The sequence below is a fragment of the Longimicrobium sp. genome, assembly GCA_036389795.1.
In the GTDB taxonomy this organism is placed as follows: Bacteria; Gemmatimonadota; Gemmatimonadetes; order Longimicrobiales; family Longimicrobiaceae; genus Longimicrobium.
The window spans coordinates 24857-39507 of the sequence record DASVWD010000103.1; the positions used below are offsets into that span (position 1 = coordinate 24857).

15 protein-coding genes are annotated in these 14651 nt (G+C 75.9%); all 15 read left to right on the plus strand.

Translation table 11 applies throughout. The annotated features are described in order from the left end of the window. The first annotated feature begins 545 nt into the window (after positions 1–545). The 15 genes from VF746_14150 (at position 546) to VF746_14220 (ending at position 14508) form a co-directional block, all read left to right on the plus strand. Positions 546–1139, plus strand: a complete 594-nt coding sequence (locus tag VF746_14150; GenBank protein HEX8693560.1) for a nucleotidyltransferase family protein — start codon at positions 546–548, stop codon at positions 1137–1139. Further along, positions 1136–2029: an XdhC/CoxI family protein gene (locus VF746_14155; protein ID HEX8693561.1), complete on the plus strand. Its 894-nt coding sequence runs from the start codon at positions 1136–1138 to the stop codon at positions 2027–2029. The genes VF746_14150 and VF746_14155 overlap by 4 nt, the downstream gene beginning before the upstream one ends. A 51-nt stretch (positions 2030–2080) precedes the next feature. Next, a complete protein-coding gene (locus VF746_14160) occupies positions 2081–3121 on the plus strand; it encodes a hypothetical protein (GenBank protein ID HEX8693562.1) in 1041 nt (346 codons plus the stop codon). 4 nt (positions 3122–3125) lie between these two features. Further along, positions 3126–4265 carry a hypothetical protein gene (locus VF746_14165; GenBank protein HEX8693563.1) on the plus strand — a complete coding sequence of 380 codons (1140 nt, stop codon included), beginning with the start codon at positions 3126–3128 and terminating at the stop codon, positions 4263–4265. A gap of 7 nt (positions 4266–4272) precedes the next feature. Then, the gene (locus VF746_14170; protein ID HEX8693564.1) at positions 4273–5322 is read left to right on the plus strand and encodes a hypothetical protein; all 1050 of its coding nucleotides are present in this window, start codon (positions 4273–4275) and stop codon (positions 5320–5322) included. A gap of 110 nt (positions 5323–5432) precedes the next feature. After that, a complete protein-coding gene (locus VF746_14175) occupies positions 5433–6632 on the plus strand; it encodes a hypothetical protein (GenBank protein ID HEX8693565.1) in 1200 nt (399 codons plus the stop codon). Between the two features lie 37 nt (positions 6633–6669). Then, positions 6670–7794 carry a hypothetical protein gene (locus tag VF746_14180; GenBank protein ID HEX8693566.1) on the plus strand — a complete coding sequence of 375 codons (1125 nt, stop codon included), beginning with the start codon at positions 6670–6672 and terminating at the stop codon, positions 7792–7794. 126 nt (positions 7795–7920) lie between these two features. After that, a complete protein-coding gene (locus VF746_14185; protein HEX8693567.1) occupies positions 7921–8238 on the plus strand; it encodes an XdhC family protein in 318 nt (105 codons plus the stop codon). Between the two features lie 52 nt (positions 8239–8290). Then, positions 8291–9559, plus strand: a complete 1269-nt coding sequence (locus VF746_14190; GenBank protein ID HEX8693568.1) for a Glu/Leu/Phe/Val dehydrogenase dimerization domain-containing protein — start codon at positions 8291–8293, stop codon at positions 9557–9559. 91 nt (positions 9560–9650) lie between these two features. Further along, positions 9651–10013: a TraR/DksA C4-type zinc finger protein gene (locus tag VF746_14195; protein ID HEX8693569.1), complete on the plus strand. Its 363-nt coding sequence runs from the start codon at positions 9651–9653 to the stop codon at positions 10011–10013. Positions 10014–10123: 110 nt separating this feature from the next. Continuing rightward, on the plus strand, positions 10124–10576 hold the full coding sequence (locus VF746_14200) for an energy transducer TonB (GenBank protein ID HEX8693570.1): 453 nt from the start codon (positions 10124–10126) through the stop codon (positions 10574–10576). Positions 10577–10700: 124 nt separating this feature from the next. After that, positions 10701–11153 (plus strand): energy transducer TonB, encoded by a 453-nt coding sequence (locus VF746_14205; protein ID HEX8693571.1) that lies wholly within the window; start codon positions 10701–10703, stop codon positions 11151–11153. Positions 11154–11288: 135 nt separating this feature from the next. Next, positions 11289–12056, plus strand: a complete 768-nt coding sequence (locus VF746_14210; GenBank protein ID HEX8693572.1) for a lysophospholipid acyltransferase family protein — start codon at positions 11289–11291, stop codon at positions 12054–12056. 377 nt (positions 12057–12433) lie between these two features. Further along, positions 12434–13744, plus strand: coding sequence for a hypothetical protein (locus VF746_14215; GenBank protein ID HEX8693573.1), 1311 nt, complete (start codon positions 12434–12436; stop codon positions 13742–13744). A gap of 86 nt (positions 13745–13830) precedes the next feature. Next, positions 13831–14508: a uracil-DNA glycosylase gene (locus VF746_14220; protein HEX8693574.1), complete on the plus strand. Its 678-nt coding sequence runs from the start codon at positions 13831–13833 to the stop codon at positions 14506–14508. The last annotated feature ends 143 nt before the right edge of the window (positions 14509–14651 follow it).

The window sequence follows — 14651 nt, forward strand, 5'->3', positions numbered from 1 at the left end:
GTGCATTTTTCGCAGCTCCCGCAAGACCAGGAAGATGTCATCCTGAGGGAGCGTCCTCACGAGACTTTCCTCCGCACCAGAGGTTGGACGCGACCGAAGGATCTACTCACCATGTCTGGTGGCCGGGGATCGCGCGCAGACGCCGGCCTCGCGTGGGGGTGAGTAGATCCTTCGGTCGCCGCCGGACATCGGTGCGGGAGACAAGCTCGGCGCAGCGGCTCCCTCAGGATGAGATCTCCTTTGCACAGTCAATCTCGGGATTGGGTATTACGTGGAGTCAGCGGAGTCGGCAGAGAGCTTCTCGCCGTTCTCTGTCGACTCCGTTGACTCCGTGTGAGGCCGCCGTTCTCCAGCCCGGCCCCCGCCCGCCGCCCGAAGTGTGCGAAAGACATTCTGCCGCATATGGTTGACGAAGGACGCCGCGGGTGCGATACTCCAGTCGGGCGTTCGTTCGAGCGCCCGTCACCGGGTTCCCGCCGGCGGTCGCGTCCGGCGGGAATCGTTTTGCTCCCGCTCCCCCTCCACGTCCACGCCGCCGACCCTCCATGATCGCCGGGATCGTGCTCGCCGCGGGGCGCTCGCGCCGGATGGGCGAGCCCAAGGCGTTCCTGCGGCTGGAGGGCCGGAGCTTCCTGGAGCGCACCCTGGCGGCCCTGCACCACGGCGGCTGCGGCGAGCTGGTGGTGGTCACCGGCCCGCGCGAAGACGACGTGGCCCGCCGCATCGCCGAGGCCGCGCTCGCGCTGGGCGCCCGCGTGGTGGTGAACCCCGCGCCCGACTCGGAGCAGGCCGACTCGCTGCGCCTGGGCCTGCGCGCGCTGCCGGACGACGCGGAGGCCGCCGTGGTGGCCCCGGTGGACGTGCCCGAGATCGAGGCCGCGCTGGTGCTGGCGCTGGTGGAGGCGTTCCGGCGCACCGCCGCGCCCGTCGCCCTCCCCTCGCACGGGGGGCGGCACGGGCACCCGGTGCTCTTCGCGCGCGGCGTGTGGCCCGAGCTGCTGGAGGGGCCGCTCCCCCAGGGCGCGCGCACGGTGATCCACGCGCACGCGCACGACCTGGCCGAGGTGCCCGTCCCCCGGCTGGCGGCCGACGTGGACACGCCGGAAGACTTCCGCCGCTTGGCGGAGGGCGCGCGGTGACCGAGCCCGGCCCGGCCCCGCTCCCGGCGGCCGAGGCGGTGCACCACGCCCGCGCGGCGCTGGAGGGCGGCCCGCCGGTGGCCATCGTCACCGTGATCGACGCGCGCGGGCACGGCGCCCCTCCCCCGGGCGCGCACCTGGCCGCGTGGGCGGACCGGCACGCGGGGACGCTGGGGAGCGCCGCGCTCGACGAGCGGGCGCTCGCCGCCGCGCGCGAGGCGCTGGCCTCGGGGAGGGCGGGCTCGCGCGACCTCGAGGCCGGCGGCGCCGCCTGCACCGTCTACGTGGAGCCGCACCGGGCGCCGCCCTCGCTGGTGATCGTGGGCGCGGGGCACATCGCCCGGCCGCTCTGCCGGGTGGGGGCGCTGCTGGGCTTCCGGGTCACGGTGCTCGACGACCGCCCCGAGTTCGCCACCCGCGAGCGCTTCCCCGAGGCCGCCGAGGTGCGCCGGGCCGACTTCTCCGACCCGCTGCGGGGGATCGACACCGACGGCGCCTGGCTGGTGCTGGTGACGCGCGGGCACAAGTACGACTTCGAGGTGCTGCGCGACGTGCTGCGCCGGCCCGCTTCCCCGGCGTACGTGGGGATGGTGGGGAGCCGCCGCCGCACCCGCGCGGCGCTGGAGCAGCTCGCCCGCGAGGGCGTCGAGGCGGAGCGGCTCCGCGCCGTCTACGCCCCCGTGGGGCTGGACGTCCGCGCCGAGACGCCGGAGGAGATCGCCGTCTCCATCGCCGCCGAGCTGGTGCGGGTGCGCCGCGGCGGCACCGGCCAGTCGCTGCGCGACCGCGAGCGCGTGGCCGAGCGCTGGGTCACCCGCGAGCGGCCCGCGTCCGCCGGGGGGGAAGCGCCTCCGCGCGGTGAGCGACACCCCGGGGGCGGCGATCCGTAGTGGGGGGCCGGCCCGGCCATCCCGGCCGGGCGGCCAACCGGGTGGGACCCGATGTACCGCACCTGCATCTACTGCTCCGCCGACCTGGGGAGCAACGACGCGCTGGAGCCCTTCCCCGTGGGGCGGAGCATCGCCTTCGACGGGTGGAAGGGGCGGCTCTGGGCCGTCTGCCCGAAGTGCGCGCGCTGGAACCTGGCGCCCCTCGAGGAGCGCTGGGAGGTGGTGGAGGCCGCCGAGCGGCTCTTCGCCGACGCGCGGCTGCGCGTGCAGTCCGAGAACGTGGGGCTCGCCAGGCTGCGCGACGGCACCCGGCTGATCCGCGTGGGGCGGGCCCTTCCCGGCGAGCTGGCGGCCTGGCGCTACGGCGACCAGCTGGTGAAACGCCGCCGGCACTACCTGCTGGTGGCCGGCGCGGCGGCCGCGGCGGGGATCGCCGTGGTGGGCGGGGCCGTGGCGCTCACCGCCAGCGCGGGGATGGTGTCGGCGTTCAACGGCGTCTTCCAGCTGTGGAACCAGCGCCGGCAGCGGAAGGTGATCTACGGCATCCCGCGCGAGGAGTCGCCCACCGGGCAGCCGCTGGTGCTGCGCCGCTGGCAGGCGGGCGCGGCGGTGCTCGGCGAGGGCCCGGGCGGCGGGATCTCGCTGGTGGTGCCCGACGCCTCGCGCAGGAACCCGAAGACCGACGGGTGGGGGCGCCCGAAGTTCACCGGCGACCCCGTGGTGCTCCCCGACCGCCACGCGCGCGCCTTCCTGGGGCGCGCCATGGTGCACCTGAACGCCGCCGGCGCCTCGCGGCGGCGGCTGGAGGGGGCGGTGGGGCTCCTCTCCGAAGCCGGCAGCGCCGAGGACTTCGTGCGCCGCGCCGCCGCCGAGGGGCGCACCCTGGGGAAGCGCCACGACCTCCCCGGCCGGCAGCTGCGCCCCGAGGGGTCGCTGGCGCTGGAGATGGCCCTGCACGAGGAGCAGGAGCGGCGCGCGCTGGAGGGCGAGCTGTCGCTGCTCGAGGCCGCCTGGCGCGAGGCCGAGGAGATCGCGGCCATCGCCGACCGGCTGGCGGGCGAGGTGCCGGCGCGGCCGGGGCGGGAGGGCTGAGCCGATGTACCGGCACTGCATCTTCTGCTCGGCCGGCCTGGGCGCCAACGAGGCGGTCGAGGAGTTCCCGGTGGGCCGCACGCTCGCCTTCGACGCCGGGAAGGGGCGGCTGTGGGCCGTCTGCACCCGCTGCGGCCGCTGGAACCTGGCGCCGATCGAGGAGCGCTGGGAGGCGGTGGAGCGGCTGGAGCGCCTCTTCGCCGACGCGCGCCTGAAGGCGCAGTCCGAGAACGTGGGGCTGGCCAGGCTCGGCGACGGGACGCGGGCCGTGCGCATCGGCCGGGCGCCGGGGCGCGAGGTGGCGGCGTGGCGCTACGGCCGGCAGCTCGCGCGGCGCCACCGCGCCTGGCTGGTGGGAACGGCGGGCGCGGTGGCGCTCGGGGCCGGCCTGGCGGCGCTCAGCCTGGCGTTCCTGGCGGTCGGCGGCACGGCGGCGTTCCTGCTGGGGCTGGACGCGGCCGAGAGCGTGCGGCGGCGCCGGGTGGTGCACCACTTCGGCCCCGCCGACTCGCCCACGGGCGCGGTGTTCACCCTGCGCCGCGGCGACCTGGGCGGGGCACGTCTCGGCACCCAGGGCGGCGAGCTGGCGCTGCAGCTGCCGCAGGCGCCGCTGGCCGGGGTGGGCCCGGACCGCCCGCTGGTGCTCACCGGCCGCACCGCGCGCACCGTGCTGGCGCGGTCGATGGCGGCGGTGAACGGCCGCGGGGCGAAGCAGGACGGGATCGACGCCGCCCTCGGCGTGCTCGCGCCCGGCGGCGCGGAAGAGTACGTGCGGCGCTCGGCCGAGGAGGGGCGCGCGCTGGGCGTGCGGATGGGGCCCCGGGGGGCGTACTGGTTCGCCGGCGTGCGCGGCGTGGCGCGGCAGGCGGGCTACCACCTCTGGCGCGACCTCGCCGGCCGCACCCGGCGCGGCGTGGACCCCGACGCCCCGCCCGACCCCTTCGGCCCGCCGCCGGAGGGGAGCCTGCAGGGGCCCGAGGCGCTGGCGCTGGAGATGGCGCTGCACGAGGAGCAGGAGCGCCGGGCGCTGGAGGGCGAGCTGTCGCTGCTGGAGGCCGCCTGGCGCGAGGCCGAGGAGATCGCCGCCATCGCCGACCGGCTGGCGGGCGAGGCGCCGGCGCGACCGGGGCTCACGGGCGGTTGAGGCGCCGGTGTACCGGCACTGCATCTTCTGCTCGGCCGGCCTGGGCGCCAACGAGGTGGTCGAGGAGTTCCCGGTGGGCCGCACGCTCGCCTTCGACGGGGCGAGGGGGCGGCTCTGGGCGGTGTGCCCCCGCTGCGCCCGCTGGAACCTGGCCCCCATCGAGGAGCGCTGGGAAGCGGTGGAGGCGGCGGAGCGGCTCTTCTCCCGCGCCGCCCTGCGCGCGCAGGGCGGGAGCCTGGGGCTGGCGAAGCTGCCGGACGGGACGAAGCTGGTGCGCGTGGGATGGGCGCCCCCCGCCGAGGTGGCGGCGCACCGCTACGGCGCGGCGTTCGACCGCCGCCGGCGACGCTATCTCACCTTCGTGGGCGGGGTGACCGCGGTGCAGATCCTCCCCCTGGGCGTCGTGGCGACCGTGGCGGGGATCTCCGCCCTCGCCGCCCTGCTGGGCCACGGCTGGAGGGGAAGCGTGCTGCACCGCGTGCCGTCCGGGCGGTCTCCGACGGGGCGCGCGCTCCGGGTGCAGACGTGGGACCTGGCCGGCGTGCGCGCGGCGAGCCAGGGCGACGGCACCTTCCGCCTGGAGCTGCCGCACGCGACGGCGCGCGGCGTGAGTCCCGCGGCACCGCTGGTCCTCGAGGGCGAGGACGCCGGGCGCCTGCTGCAGCGGGTGATGGTGCTGGTCAACGCCCGCGGCGCGAAGCCGGACGAGGTGGCGCAGGCGCTGGAGCGGGTGGACCGCGCGGGCGGGACGTCGGAGCACGTCCGTGGCTTCCGCGGGGGGCTTTCGGTGCGGCTCTTCCCGCCGCGCGAGGAGTTCGGGATCACCCCTCCTTGGCACCCGCTGCCGTACCGGGACCGCGCCGCGGGACCGCTGGTCACGCCGCCCGAGGCGCTGGCGCTGGAGATCGCGCTGCACGAGGAGCAGGAGCGCCGGGCGCTCGAGGGCGAGCTGACGCTGCTGGAGGCGGCCTGGCGCGAGGCCGAGGAGGTCGCCGGGATCGCCGACCGGCTGGCGGCGCAGGTGCGCGCCGTCCACCTGCCCCGCCCCGGGGGGTGAGGCCGGATCCGGGTCGCTCGTCCGCCCGCCCGGACCGGCAGGATCGGCGGCAGCCGCGCGTTCCACGGGAGCCAACGGAACCTGCGGCCACGCCCTCCCGCGAAGGAGCGATGTACCGGCACTGCATCTACTGCTCGGCGTACCTGGGGACGAACGAGGCGCTGGAGGGCTTCCCGGTGGGGAGGAGCGTGGCGTTCGACGCCGCCCGCGGGCGGCTGTGGGCGGTGTGCGGACGGTGCGCGCGCTGGAACCTGGCGCCGCTCGAGGAGCGCTGGGAGGCGGTGGAGGCGGCCGAGCGCACCTTCCGTGACACGCGCCTCCGGGTGCAGCGCGAGAACATCGGCATCGCCCGGCTGCGGGACGGCACGCGGCTGGTGAGGATCGGCGAGGCGCTCCCCGGCGAGGTGGCGGCGTGGCGCTACGGGGGCGAGCTGTCGCGGCGGCGCCGGCGCCACCTGGCGCGCGGGCACGTCTCGGGCGCGAGCGCCATGGTGGCGGCCGGGGTGGTGTTCGCCGTGGTGGGCCCCGTGGGCGGGCTGGTGACGGCCGCCGCGGCGTACGGCCTGGCGGAGGCCGCGTACCGCGGGGTGGAGCGCGGGGTGGAGCGCCTCCTGGAGGTGCGGGCCGAGCGCACGCCGGTGCACCGCCTGGACCCGCACGAGTCGCCCAGCGGCGAGCCGATGGTGATGCGCCGGGCGCACCTGCGCGGGGCGTACCTGGCGGGCGACGACGACACCGGCGAGCTGGTGCTGCGCGTCCCCGCCCTGGCGCCGGAGCCGTACGACTGGCTGGCACCTCTGGAGCCCGAGCCGGTGCCGGCCCCCTTCACCGTGCGCGGGTGGCGCGCCCGCTCGCTCCTGGCGCGGGCGATGGTGGGGGTGAACGCGGGCGGGGCCACGCCCAGGGTGGTGGAGCACGCGCTGGCCGAGCTGCACCGCTCGGGGTCGCCGGAGCGCTACCTGGCGCGCCTGGCCGAGCAGCACGCCACGCTGGAGCTGCCGCGGGGCGCCGAGTCGCCCCGCGGCGGCTGGGACCTGTACTGGACGCGCCGGGCCGACATGGAGGGCGTCCCCCAAAGCGAGCGCGACGAGTGGCGGGCGCGGGTGGGCGCGGGGATCGCGGGCGAGCGCCACGGCGGGCTGGTGCGCGGGCTGGCGCTCGAGGTGGCGCTGCACGAAGAGGAGGAGCGCCGCGCGCTGGAGGGCGAGCTGACCCTGCTGGAGGCCGCCTGGCGCGAGGCCGAGGAGCTGGCCGCCATCGCCGACCGGCTGGCGGGTGAGGCGCGGGCGCGGCCCGGCGCGCCGGGCTGAAGCGCCGCGGGCGCGAGTCTTCCATCGTGCGGGCTGCATGTACCGGCACTGCATCTACTGCTCGGCGGACCTGGGCGCGAACGAGGCGCTGGAGGGCTTCCCCGTGGGCCGCACGCTCGCCTTCGACGCGGCGAAGGGGCGGCTCTGGGCGGTGTGCCGGAAGTGCGCGCGCTGGAACCTGGCCCCCATCGAGGAGCGCTGGGAGGCGGTCGAGGGCGCGGAGCGGCTGTTCCGCGACACGCGCACGCGCGTGCACGCCGAGAACATCGGGGTCGCGAAGCTGAGGGACGGCACGCGGCTGGTGCGCATCGGCGAGGCGCTCCCCGGCGAGCTGGCGGTGTGGCGCTACGGCCGCGAGCTGGAGCGGCGCCGGTTCCGCGCGCAGGCCGCGGCGGGGATGCAGAAGACGGCGGTGGGGCTGGTGGTGGTGGGCTCGGCCTTCCTGGGCCCGTTCTCGTTCCTCTCCTCGCTCCTGCTCGGCGCGGCCCACGACGCGGCCCGGCGGCGGGCGGGCGACGAGCTGCTGCACGTGGTGCACGTGGTGCCGCCGCGCGAGTCGCCCTCCGGGCAGCCCCTGGCGCTGCGCAGCGGCGACCTGGACGGGGCGTACCTGTCGGGCGGGCCCGGGCCGGGAGAGGTCGCCCTGCACGTGCCGGTGGTGGTCGGCGCCGGGCTGGACGCCGTGGAGCTGCGGGGCGAAGACGCCTGGAAGGCGCTCTCCCGCGCCCTGGTGCGCATCAACGGGCGCGGCGCCTCGCGCGCGGAGCTCGACGGCGTGTTCCAGATGTTCGCCCGGCACGGGTCGCTGCAGGCGTTCCTGGCGCGGCAGGCCGAGTCCGGGGCGACGTTCGGGCGCGGCGACTCCATGCTCTACTGGCAGTGGCGGGCCCGGCGGGAGGGGATCCCCCCCGGGAAGTTCCTGGCCTGGCAGAAGGTGACCAGCTACGGCACCGAGGGCGCGCGCGGCCACGCCGTCCAGCTCGGCATCGAGATCGTGCTGCAGGAGGAGCGCGAGCGCCGCGCGCTGGAGGGCGAGCTGAAGCTCCTGGAGAGCGCCTGGCGCGAGGCCGAGGAGCTGGCCTCCATCGCCGACCGCCTGGCGGGGGAGACGCCGGAGGGGGCCGCCGGCCGCCGGCTGGTCCCGCGGCGCGACCCCGCGTGAGGGAGCGCGCCCGAAAACCGCAGTGCGTTAGTGCGTTAGTGCGTTAGTGCGTCAGTGCGTTGGTGCGTTCGTGCGGAATACGGGGGCGGGGTGCAGAGTGCGGTGCGAGCGTCGACGGATGGAGAGATGAACGAAGACCTGGCCGTGTTCGCGGCCGCGGAAGAAGCGGCGCGCGAGGGAAGGCCCGTGGTGCTGGCAACCATCGTGCGGTGCAGGGGGTCCACGCCGCGCGGGGTGGGGAGCAAGATGCTGGTGGACCCCGAGCGCGGGCTCACCGGCACCGTGGGCGGCGGCTGCGGCGAGGCGGAGGTGATCGAGGCCGCCCGCGAGGTGGCCGCCACCGGCGCCCCCCGGCTGCTGCGCATCGACCTCACCGAGGACCTGTTCAGCTGGAGCCCCGCCGTCTGCGGCGGGACCTTCGACGTGTTCCTGGAGCGGGTCTGACCCGCCTCATCGACCTCGCCGACCGACGACCCGCCCGGAATCCCAGGCCCGCATGGAGACAGGCACCGCACCCGCCCGCGCCGAGGCCGCCTGGCGCCGGTACGCCGACTACCTCCGCCGGCCGCCGCTCCTAGTGGTGGAGTGGAACGACGCCGAGACCGGGGCGCGGGGGTGGCTGGTGATCAACTCGCTCCGGGGCGGGGCGGCCGGCGGGGGCACGCGCATGCGCGCCGGGCTCACCCGGCGCGAGGTGACGTACCTGGCCAAGACGATGGAGCTGAAGTTCTCCTTCAGCGGCCCTCCCATCGGCGGCGCCAAGAGCGGAATCGACTTCGACCCGGCCGACCCGCGGAAGGACGGGGTGCTCAGGCGCTGGTTCCGCGCGATCTCTCCCTATCTGGGGCGGTGCTACGGCACCGGCGGCGACCTGAACGTCGACGAGGTGCGCGACGTGATCCCCTGCTGCGCCGAGATCGGCCTCTCCCACCCGCAGGAGGGCGTGGTCCGCGGGCACCTGCGCCCCGGCGGCGAGCGCCTGGCGCAGGTCCACGCCGCGCTGGACGGCGGGGTGCGCGCCGTGGTGGACCACCCGGAGTACGGCGTGCCGGGTGCGGGCCTCTCCGTGGCCGACCTGGTCACCGGCTACGGCCTGGCCCGCGCGGTGATCGCCTTCCACGAGGCGCGGGGGCGGAGCGTGGCCGGCCGGCGCGTGCTGCTGGAGGGCTTCGGCGCGGTGGGCGGGCCGTGCGCGCTGTACCTGGCCCGCGCGGGCGCTGCGATCGTCGGCATCGCCGACCGCGAGAAGACGTTCGTGGTCCCCGCAGGCCTCGGCGCGGCGGAGACGGAGGCGCTGCTCGTGGCGCGCGGCGACGACAAGCTCCTCCCCGACGACCCGCGCTGCGACCGCGACGGCGACCGGAGGGCGTTCCACGCCGTGGCCGCCGACGTGTTCGTGGCGGCGGCGGCCTCGGAGACGCTCGACGAGGAGGCGCTCGGGCGGCTGCGGCGCCAGGGGGTGGAGATCATCGCCTGCGGCGCCAACCAGCCGTTCCGCGAGGCCGACCTGGGGCACACCCGCGTGCAGCGCGCGGCCGACCGGCGCTTCAGCGTGATCCCCGACGTGGTGGCCAACTGCGGGATGGCGCGCGCCTTCAGCTTCCTGATGGCCGAGGCGGAAAGCGCCGACCCCGCGCCCGTCTTCCGGGCGGTGGACCGCACCGTGACCGGCGCGCTGCTGGAGATCCTCTCCCGGGGCGGCGGCCGCCCCACGGGGCTCCTGGGCGCCGCCTTCGCCCACGCGCTGGACCGGGTGGCGCCGTGACCGGCGCGCCAATCACAGACCTTGACCCCGGGCGTTCCCGACTACATTAGTTTCTACGCCCCACCCTCACCCGTACCCCGAAGGACAACGCATGATGGCAGTTCAGAGCCCGCTTCCGGCGGAAAAGCTGGAAGCGATCCGGGCGGAGCTCCTGCGCACGCTCGGCAAGCTGGAGCGGAGCCTCAAGATCAGCGGCGAGAACGGGAAGGTCCGCGACCTGGAGCAGGACACCGTGGGCCGCCTCTCCCGGATCGACGCGATCCAGAACCAGGGGCTCACGCAAAACCTGGAGGAGCGCGAGCGCGCCCAGCTGCGCAAGGTGGCCGACGCCCTGCGCCGCCTGGAGGACGGCACCTACGGCGCCTGCAGCTCGTGCGGCGGCAGCATCCCCTTCGAGCGCCTGCTCGTCTTCCCCGAGACCCTCGCCTGCACCGCCTGCGCGCGCGGAGCGTAAGTCCGAACGAGTGCGGAAACACGGAAGCGCGTGAGTGCGTCGGGCTCGCCCGCGCACGTCATGCTGGTTTGGTTCCGCACCCGCGGGGACATCTTCTCCGGAGGTTTCCCATGCGCAACGCTTCGGCCGCGGCCCTGGCCGCGCTCGCCCTGCTGGCCGCCTGCGCCTCCGCGGGCGGCGGCGCTCCCGGCAGCCGCGGCGACGACCCCTTCCGCCCCTGCCCCGGCCAGGAGGCGGCGATGGCGGCCATCGCCGGCCGCGCGCCGAACCCCGACGGAAGGCGCATCCCGCCCGCGAGCTTCACGGTCACGACCACCACCACCGTGACGCCGGGCCAGGCTCAGCCCGCCCCGCAGCCTCCCTCCCTCGAGCTCGAGGTGGAGATGCAGGTCGACGCGGCGGGGCGGGTCACCGCCACGCGGCTGCGCCGGAGCAGCGGCCACTTCGACGTGGACCGGGCGATCACCGAGTCCGCGCGGCAGGCCCGGTTCGACCCCGCGACCGAGCACGCCTTCCCGATCCCCGGCTGCGCGATCTGGACGCTCCGGAGCCCGAGCCGGTAGGCCGCGCGGGGCGGACGTCCGACCAGGTGCCGAAACACGGAAGCGCGTGAGTGCGCCGGCTCGCCCGGGGGCACCATGCTTGTCCATGCCCGCGCAGTCAGAGCCAATTTCCGGAGGGCTTCCCATGCGCAACGCTTCGACCGGCATCCTGCTCGCGCTCGCCCTGCTGACCGGCTGTGCCTCGTCGCGCGGGGCGCGCGCCGCCGACTCCCGCCGCGGCGGCGGTGACCTGTTCCGCCCCTGCCCGGGCCAGGACGCGGCCATGGCCCGCATCGCCGGCCGGCCACGGGTGCCGCGCAAGGATCTCGGCCCCATCGAGATCCGGATCGCCAGGGAACTGCGTCCCGGCGAACGGCCACCGCGTTCCGCGCCGCGGCTCGACCTCCGGGCCGAGCTGGAGCTGCGGGTGAACGCGGAGGGGCGGGTGACGGAGGTGCACGTGCTGCGCAGCACCGGCAACTTCAACGTCGACGGCTCGATCACGAGCAGCGCCCGTAACCTGCGCTTCGACCCTGAGACCGAGTGGGCCTTCCCGGTCCCCGGCTGCGCCCTCTTCTCCTTCCACTTGCAGAGTTGACCGGGCTCCGCGTGCGAGGTCGCGCGCCTGTGGCGGGGTCGTAACCGGATCTTGCGACCCGTCCGCGGGGAGCGGTGTATCACGCCCGCCCCCGCCCGCCGGCGGCGGGGGCGCACGGGCTCCGTCACCTCCGACATGGGCAAGCGACTCCTCTCCCTCTGGGTCTGGGCCAGCGGCGCCGTCATCGGCCTCCTGTGGGTGCCGTGGCTGGCGCTGGTGTGGCTCTGCACCGCTCCGTTCGACCCCGGCCGCTACACGGTGGGCCGCTGGTTCCGCCGCGCCGCCGTGGTGGCCACCAAGCTCAACCCGCTCTGGCAGTTCCGCGTCACCGGCGTGCGCATCGCCGACCCGCGGCGCCCGTACGTGGCGGTGGCCAACCACGAGTCGTTCGCCGACATCTTCCTCCTCTCGCACCTGCCCTGGGAGATGAAGTGGCTCTCCAAGGAGGCGATCTTCCGGATCCCCTTCATGGGGTGGATGATGCGCATGGCGGGCGACGTGGCCGTGGCGCGCCAGGACGTGCGCAGCCGGCTGCAGGCGATGGAGGAGTGCCGCGACCGCCTGGCCAAGGGCGTGTCGGTGATGATCATGCCCGAGGGGACGCGCTCGGCCACGGGCGAGCTGCAGCACTTCCACGACGGCGCCTTCCGCCTGGCGGTGGAGACGGGGTGCCCGGTGCTCCCGATCGTGGTGGCCGGCACCCGCGACGCCATCGCCAAGGGGTCGTGGCTGGTGAACCGCGCCCGCGCCGTGGCCCGCGTCCTCCCGCCGGTAGAGACGCGCGGCCTCACGCTGGACGACGTCCCGGCGCTGCGCGAGAAGGTGCGCGCCATGATCGCCGAGGCCCGCGCCGCCCTCCAGCGCGAGCTGGAGGGCGATGGCCCCCGGACGGCGGCGGCGTAGCGGGGCGGACGAGTCCAGCCACCCGCCTTTTCTTCCGCGGATTCGCGCGAACGCAGACGCTGGCGACGGGATCGGCCGGCCGCGCGGATCTTCTGGTGGAGTCTGCGCAGGCGGACTTTGCGCTCTTGCAGCCCCCGGTTTCAACCGGGGGAACCGCCCTCCTCCCGTCGGGCAGATGACGGGACGTCCGCGCGTGTCCCCGCCGTGGGACGCGCTTGTCCGCGCCGGTGAACGTCCGCCCTCCGGCGGGCCGACGGGCGAACGGCGCAAATGATTGTCACCAAACTACTTCCATATTACGTTACAGGGGTGCGCGGATTGCCGTTCGCCCGCCTTCGGCCAGACCGCGCTCTCTCCCATTTCCGCAGGCTCCGACCATGAGACGAATCGCCGCCCTCCTGCTGCCGCTGGCGCTCACGGCGTGCGTGGGCCCGTACTACGGCCGCGGCTACCCCGGCGGAGGCCGCTACGAGCGGGACCGCTGGGACGACTACGCCGGCCTCCCCCTGGCCGCCCGGCTGACGCAGAACGGCTCGAGCCTGGGCGTCAGGCTCAACCGACCCGCCTACGTGGCGATCTTCGAGATCGTCCCCGGGCGGGGCGTGGGGCTGATGTACCCGTCGTACTCGCGCGAGCGCAGCTTCCTCCCCTCGGGGTTCAGCTACCTCAACGTATCCCCGCCGCGCTACTACGACTGGTACCAGACCAGCTCGCGGGGGCGCTACCTGGGCGGCGGCGAGCCCCGCTACTACTTCCTGGTGGCCTCGCGGCGCCCCCTGCGCGTCTCGCGCTTCCAGCACTCGCCGGGGGCGCTGCGCAGCGTCCTGGGGCTGAACGCCTACTCGGCGCTCGACCACAACCGGGTGATGAACGACCTGGTCTACGCCATCGTCCCGCCGCAGCCGGACGACGACTGGACCACCGACCTGCTGGCGATCTACCCCGACCGCTTCTACGACCGGTACGCGTACGGGGACTATCGTGACCGCTACGCGCGCGTCCGCTGCCCCGACGGCAGCATCCAGATCGTGCCCTGGGAGCTGATCCACTACGCCTGCCGCGACCGCGCCGCCGGCAACGTGGTGCCGCCGCTGCGCCCCACCGATCCCGACGGCCGCGACAGCGCGGTGACCAAGCCCGGCCGCCGCCGCCCGCTGCCGCCCACCACCGGCGGCACCGGCGACGCGGGAGGCACCGACCGGATCGGCGGGCCGGGCCGCCGCCCCGGGACGCCCGGGGACGCCGCGGGCGGCGAGGGCACGCGCCTGCGCCCCGAGGGCGGCGACGAGCCCCGCGCCGTGCAGCCCCGCCGGCTCCCGCCGCGCCTGGAGCCCCAGCGCGAGGAGCCCCGCGCCGAGGAGCCCCGCACCGCCGAGCCCCGGCGCGACCCGCCGAAGGTGAGCGAGGAGCCGCGCCGGATGGAGCCGCCGCAGCGGGCGCGCGAGGAGCCCCGCGAGGCGCCGCGCTCCCAGCCGCGCGAGGAGCCGCGCCGGGTGGAGCCGAGGAACGATCCGCCGCCGCGCTCCGAGCCGGTGCGCCACGAGCCGCCGCCCCGCGCCGAGCCCGTGCGCAACGATCCGCCCCCGCGCAACGACCCGCCGCCGCGCAGCGATCCGCCGCGCGCGGACCCGCCCAGCGACTCGCGCCCGTCGCCGGTGCGCCCGGGCCGGGACCCGTCCGAGGGTTGAGGTTCCGCGGGTCTCACGAGACGATGGACGATCGCCCGCACCCGCCGGAAGCCCCGGCGGGTGCGGCGCCGTTTGGAGGAAGAGGGATGTCGCTGAAGGTCATCGAGAGCGAAGTGGTCGCCTGCCGGCGCTGCCCGCGGCTGGTGGAGTGGCGGGAGCGGGTGGGCCGCGAGAAGCGCCGCGCCTACCGCGACCAGGAGTACTGGGCGCGCCCGATCCCCGGCTTCGGCGACCCCGCCGCCCGGCTGCTGGTGCTGGGGCTCGCCCCGGCGGCGCACGGGGGGAACCGCACCGGGCGCGTCTTCACCGGCGACCGGAGCGGCGACTGGCTGTACGCGGCGCTCCACCGCGCCGGCTTCGCCAACCAGCCCACCTCGAGCCACGTGGGCGACGGGCTCGCCGTCACCGGCGCGTGGATCACCGCGGCGGTCAAGTGCGCGCCGCCCGACAACAAGCCGCTCCCCGACGAGCGCGACGCCTGCTTCCCCTTCGCCCGGCGCGAGCTGGAGGCGCTGCCGGAGCTGCGGGCGATCGTCTGCCTGGGGAAGTTCGCCTGGGACGGCGCGCTGCGGCTGCTGCGCGAGGCGGGCCACCCCCCGCCCGTGCCGCTGCCGAAGTTCGGGCACGGGGCACAGGCGCGGGTGGGCCCGTACACGCTCATCGGCTCCTACCACCCCAGCCAGCAGAACACCTTCACCGGCCGCCTGACCGAGCCGATGCTGAACGCCGTCTTCGCCGCCGCGCGCCGGGCGGTGTCGGACTGATACACCTTGCAGAGCATCGTTCAGGTACAGCTTCTGAAAAGCCTCTCACGGAGGACACAGAGGACACAGAGAACTTCAATCGCGTCTTCAGTTCCCTCTGTGTTCTCTGTGTCCTCTGTGTGATTCCAATCTGTTTGGAACCA

What these genes read in the sequence shown, in the direction of transcription:
- VF746_14150 (HEX8693560.1), top strand. Translation starts at nt 546, where the DNA reads ATGATCGCCGGGATCGTGCTCGCCGCGGGGCGCTCGCGCCGGATGGGC.
- VF746_14160 (HEX8693562.1), top strand. Translation starts at nt 2,081, where the DNA reads ATGTACCGCACCTGCATCTACTGCTCCGCCGACCTGGGGAGCAACGAC.
- VF746_14165 (HEX8693563.1), top strand. Translation starts at nt 3,126, where the DNA reads ATGTACCGGCACTGCATCTTCTGCTCGGCCGGCCTGGGCGCCAACGAG.
- VF746_14175 (HEX8693565.1), top strand. Translation starts at nt 5,433, where the DNA reads ATGTACCGGCACTGCATCTACTGCTCGGCGTACCTGGGGACGAACGAG.
- VF746_14180 (HEX8693566.1), top strand. Translation starts at nt 6,670, where the DNA reads ATGTACCGGCACTGCATCTACTGCTCGGCGGACCTGGGCGCGAACGAG.
- VF746_14185 (HEX8693567.1), top strand. Translation starts at nt 7,921, where the DNA reads ATGAACGAAGACCTGGCCGTGTTCGCGGCCGCGGAAGAAGCGGCGCGC.
- VF746_14190 (HEX8693568.1), top strand. Translation starts at nt 8,291, where the DNA reads ATGGAGACAGGCACCGCACCCGCCCGCGCCGAGGCCGCCTGGCGCCGG.
- VF746_14195 (HEX8693569.1), top strand. Translation starts at nt 9,651, where the DNA reads ATGATGGCAGTTCAGAGCCCGCTTCCGGCGGAAAAGCTGGAAGCGATC.
- VF746_14200 (HEX8693570.1), top strand. Translation starts at nt 10,124, where the DNA reads ATGCGCAACGCTTCGGCCGCGGCCCTGGCCGCGCTCGCCCTGCTGGCC.
- VF746_14205 (HEX8693571.1), top strand. Translation starts at nt 10,701, where the DNA reads ATGCGCAACGCTTCGACCGGCATCCTGCTCGCGCTCGCCCTGCTGACC.
- VF746_14210 (HEX8693572.1), top strand. Translation starts at nt 11,289, where the DNA reads ATGGGCAAGCGACTCCTCTCCCTCTGGGTCTGGGCCAGCGGCGCCGTC.
- VF746_14215 (HEX8693573.1), top strand. Translation starts at nt 12,434, where the DNA reads ATGAGACGAATCGCCGCCCTCCTGCTGCCGCTGGCGCTCACGGCGTGC.
- VF746_14220 (HEX8693574.1), top strand. Translation starts at nt 13,831, where the DNA reads ATGTCGCTGAAGGTCATCGAGAGCGAAGTGGTCGCCTGCCGGCGCTGC.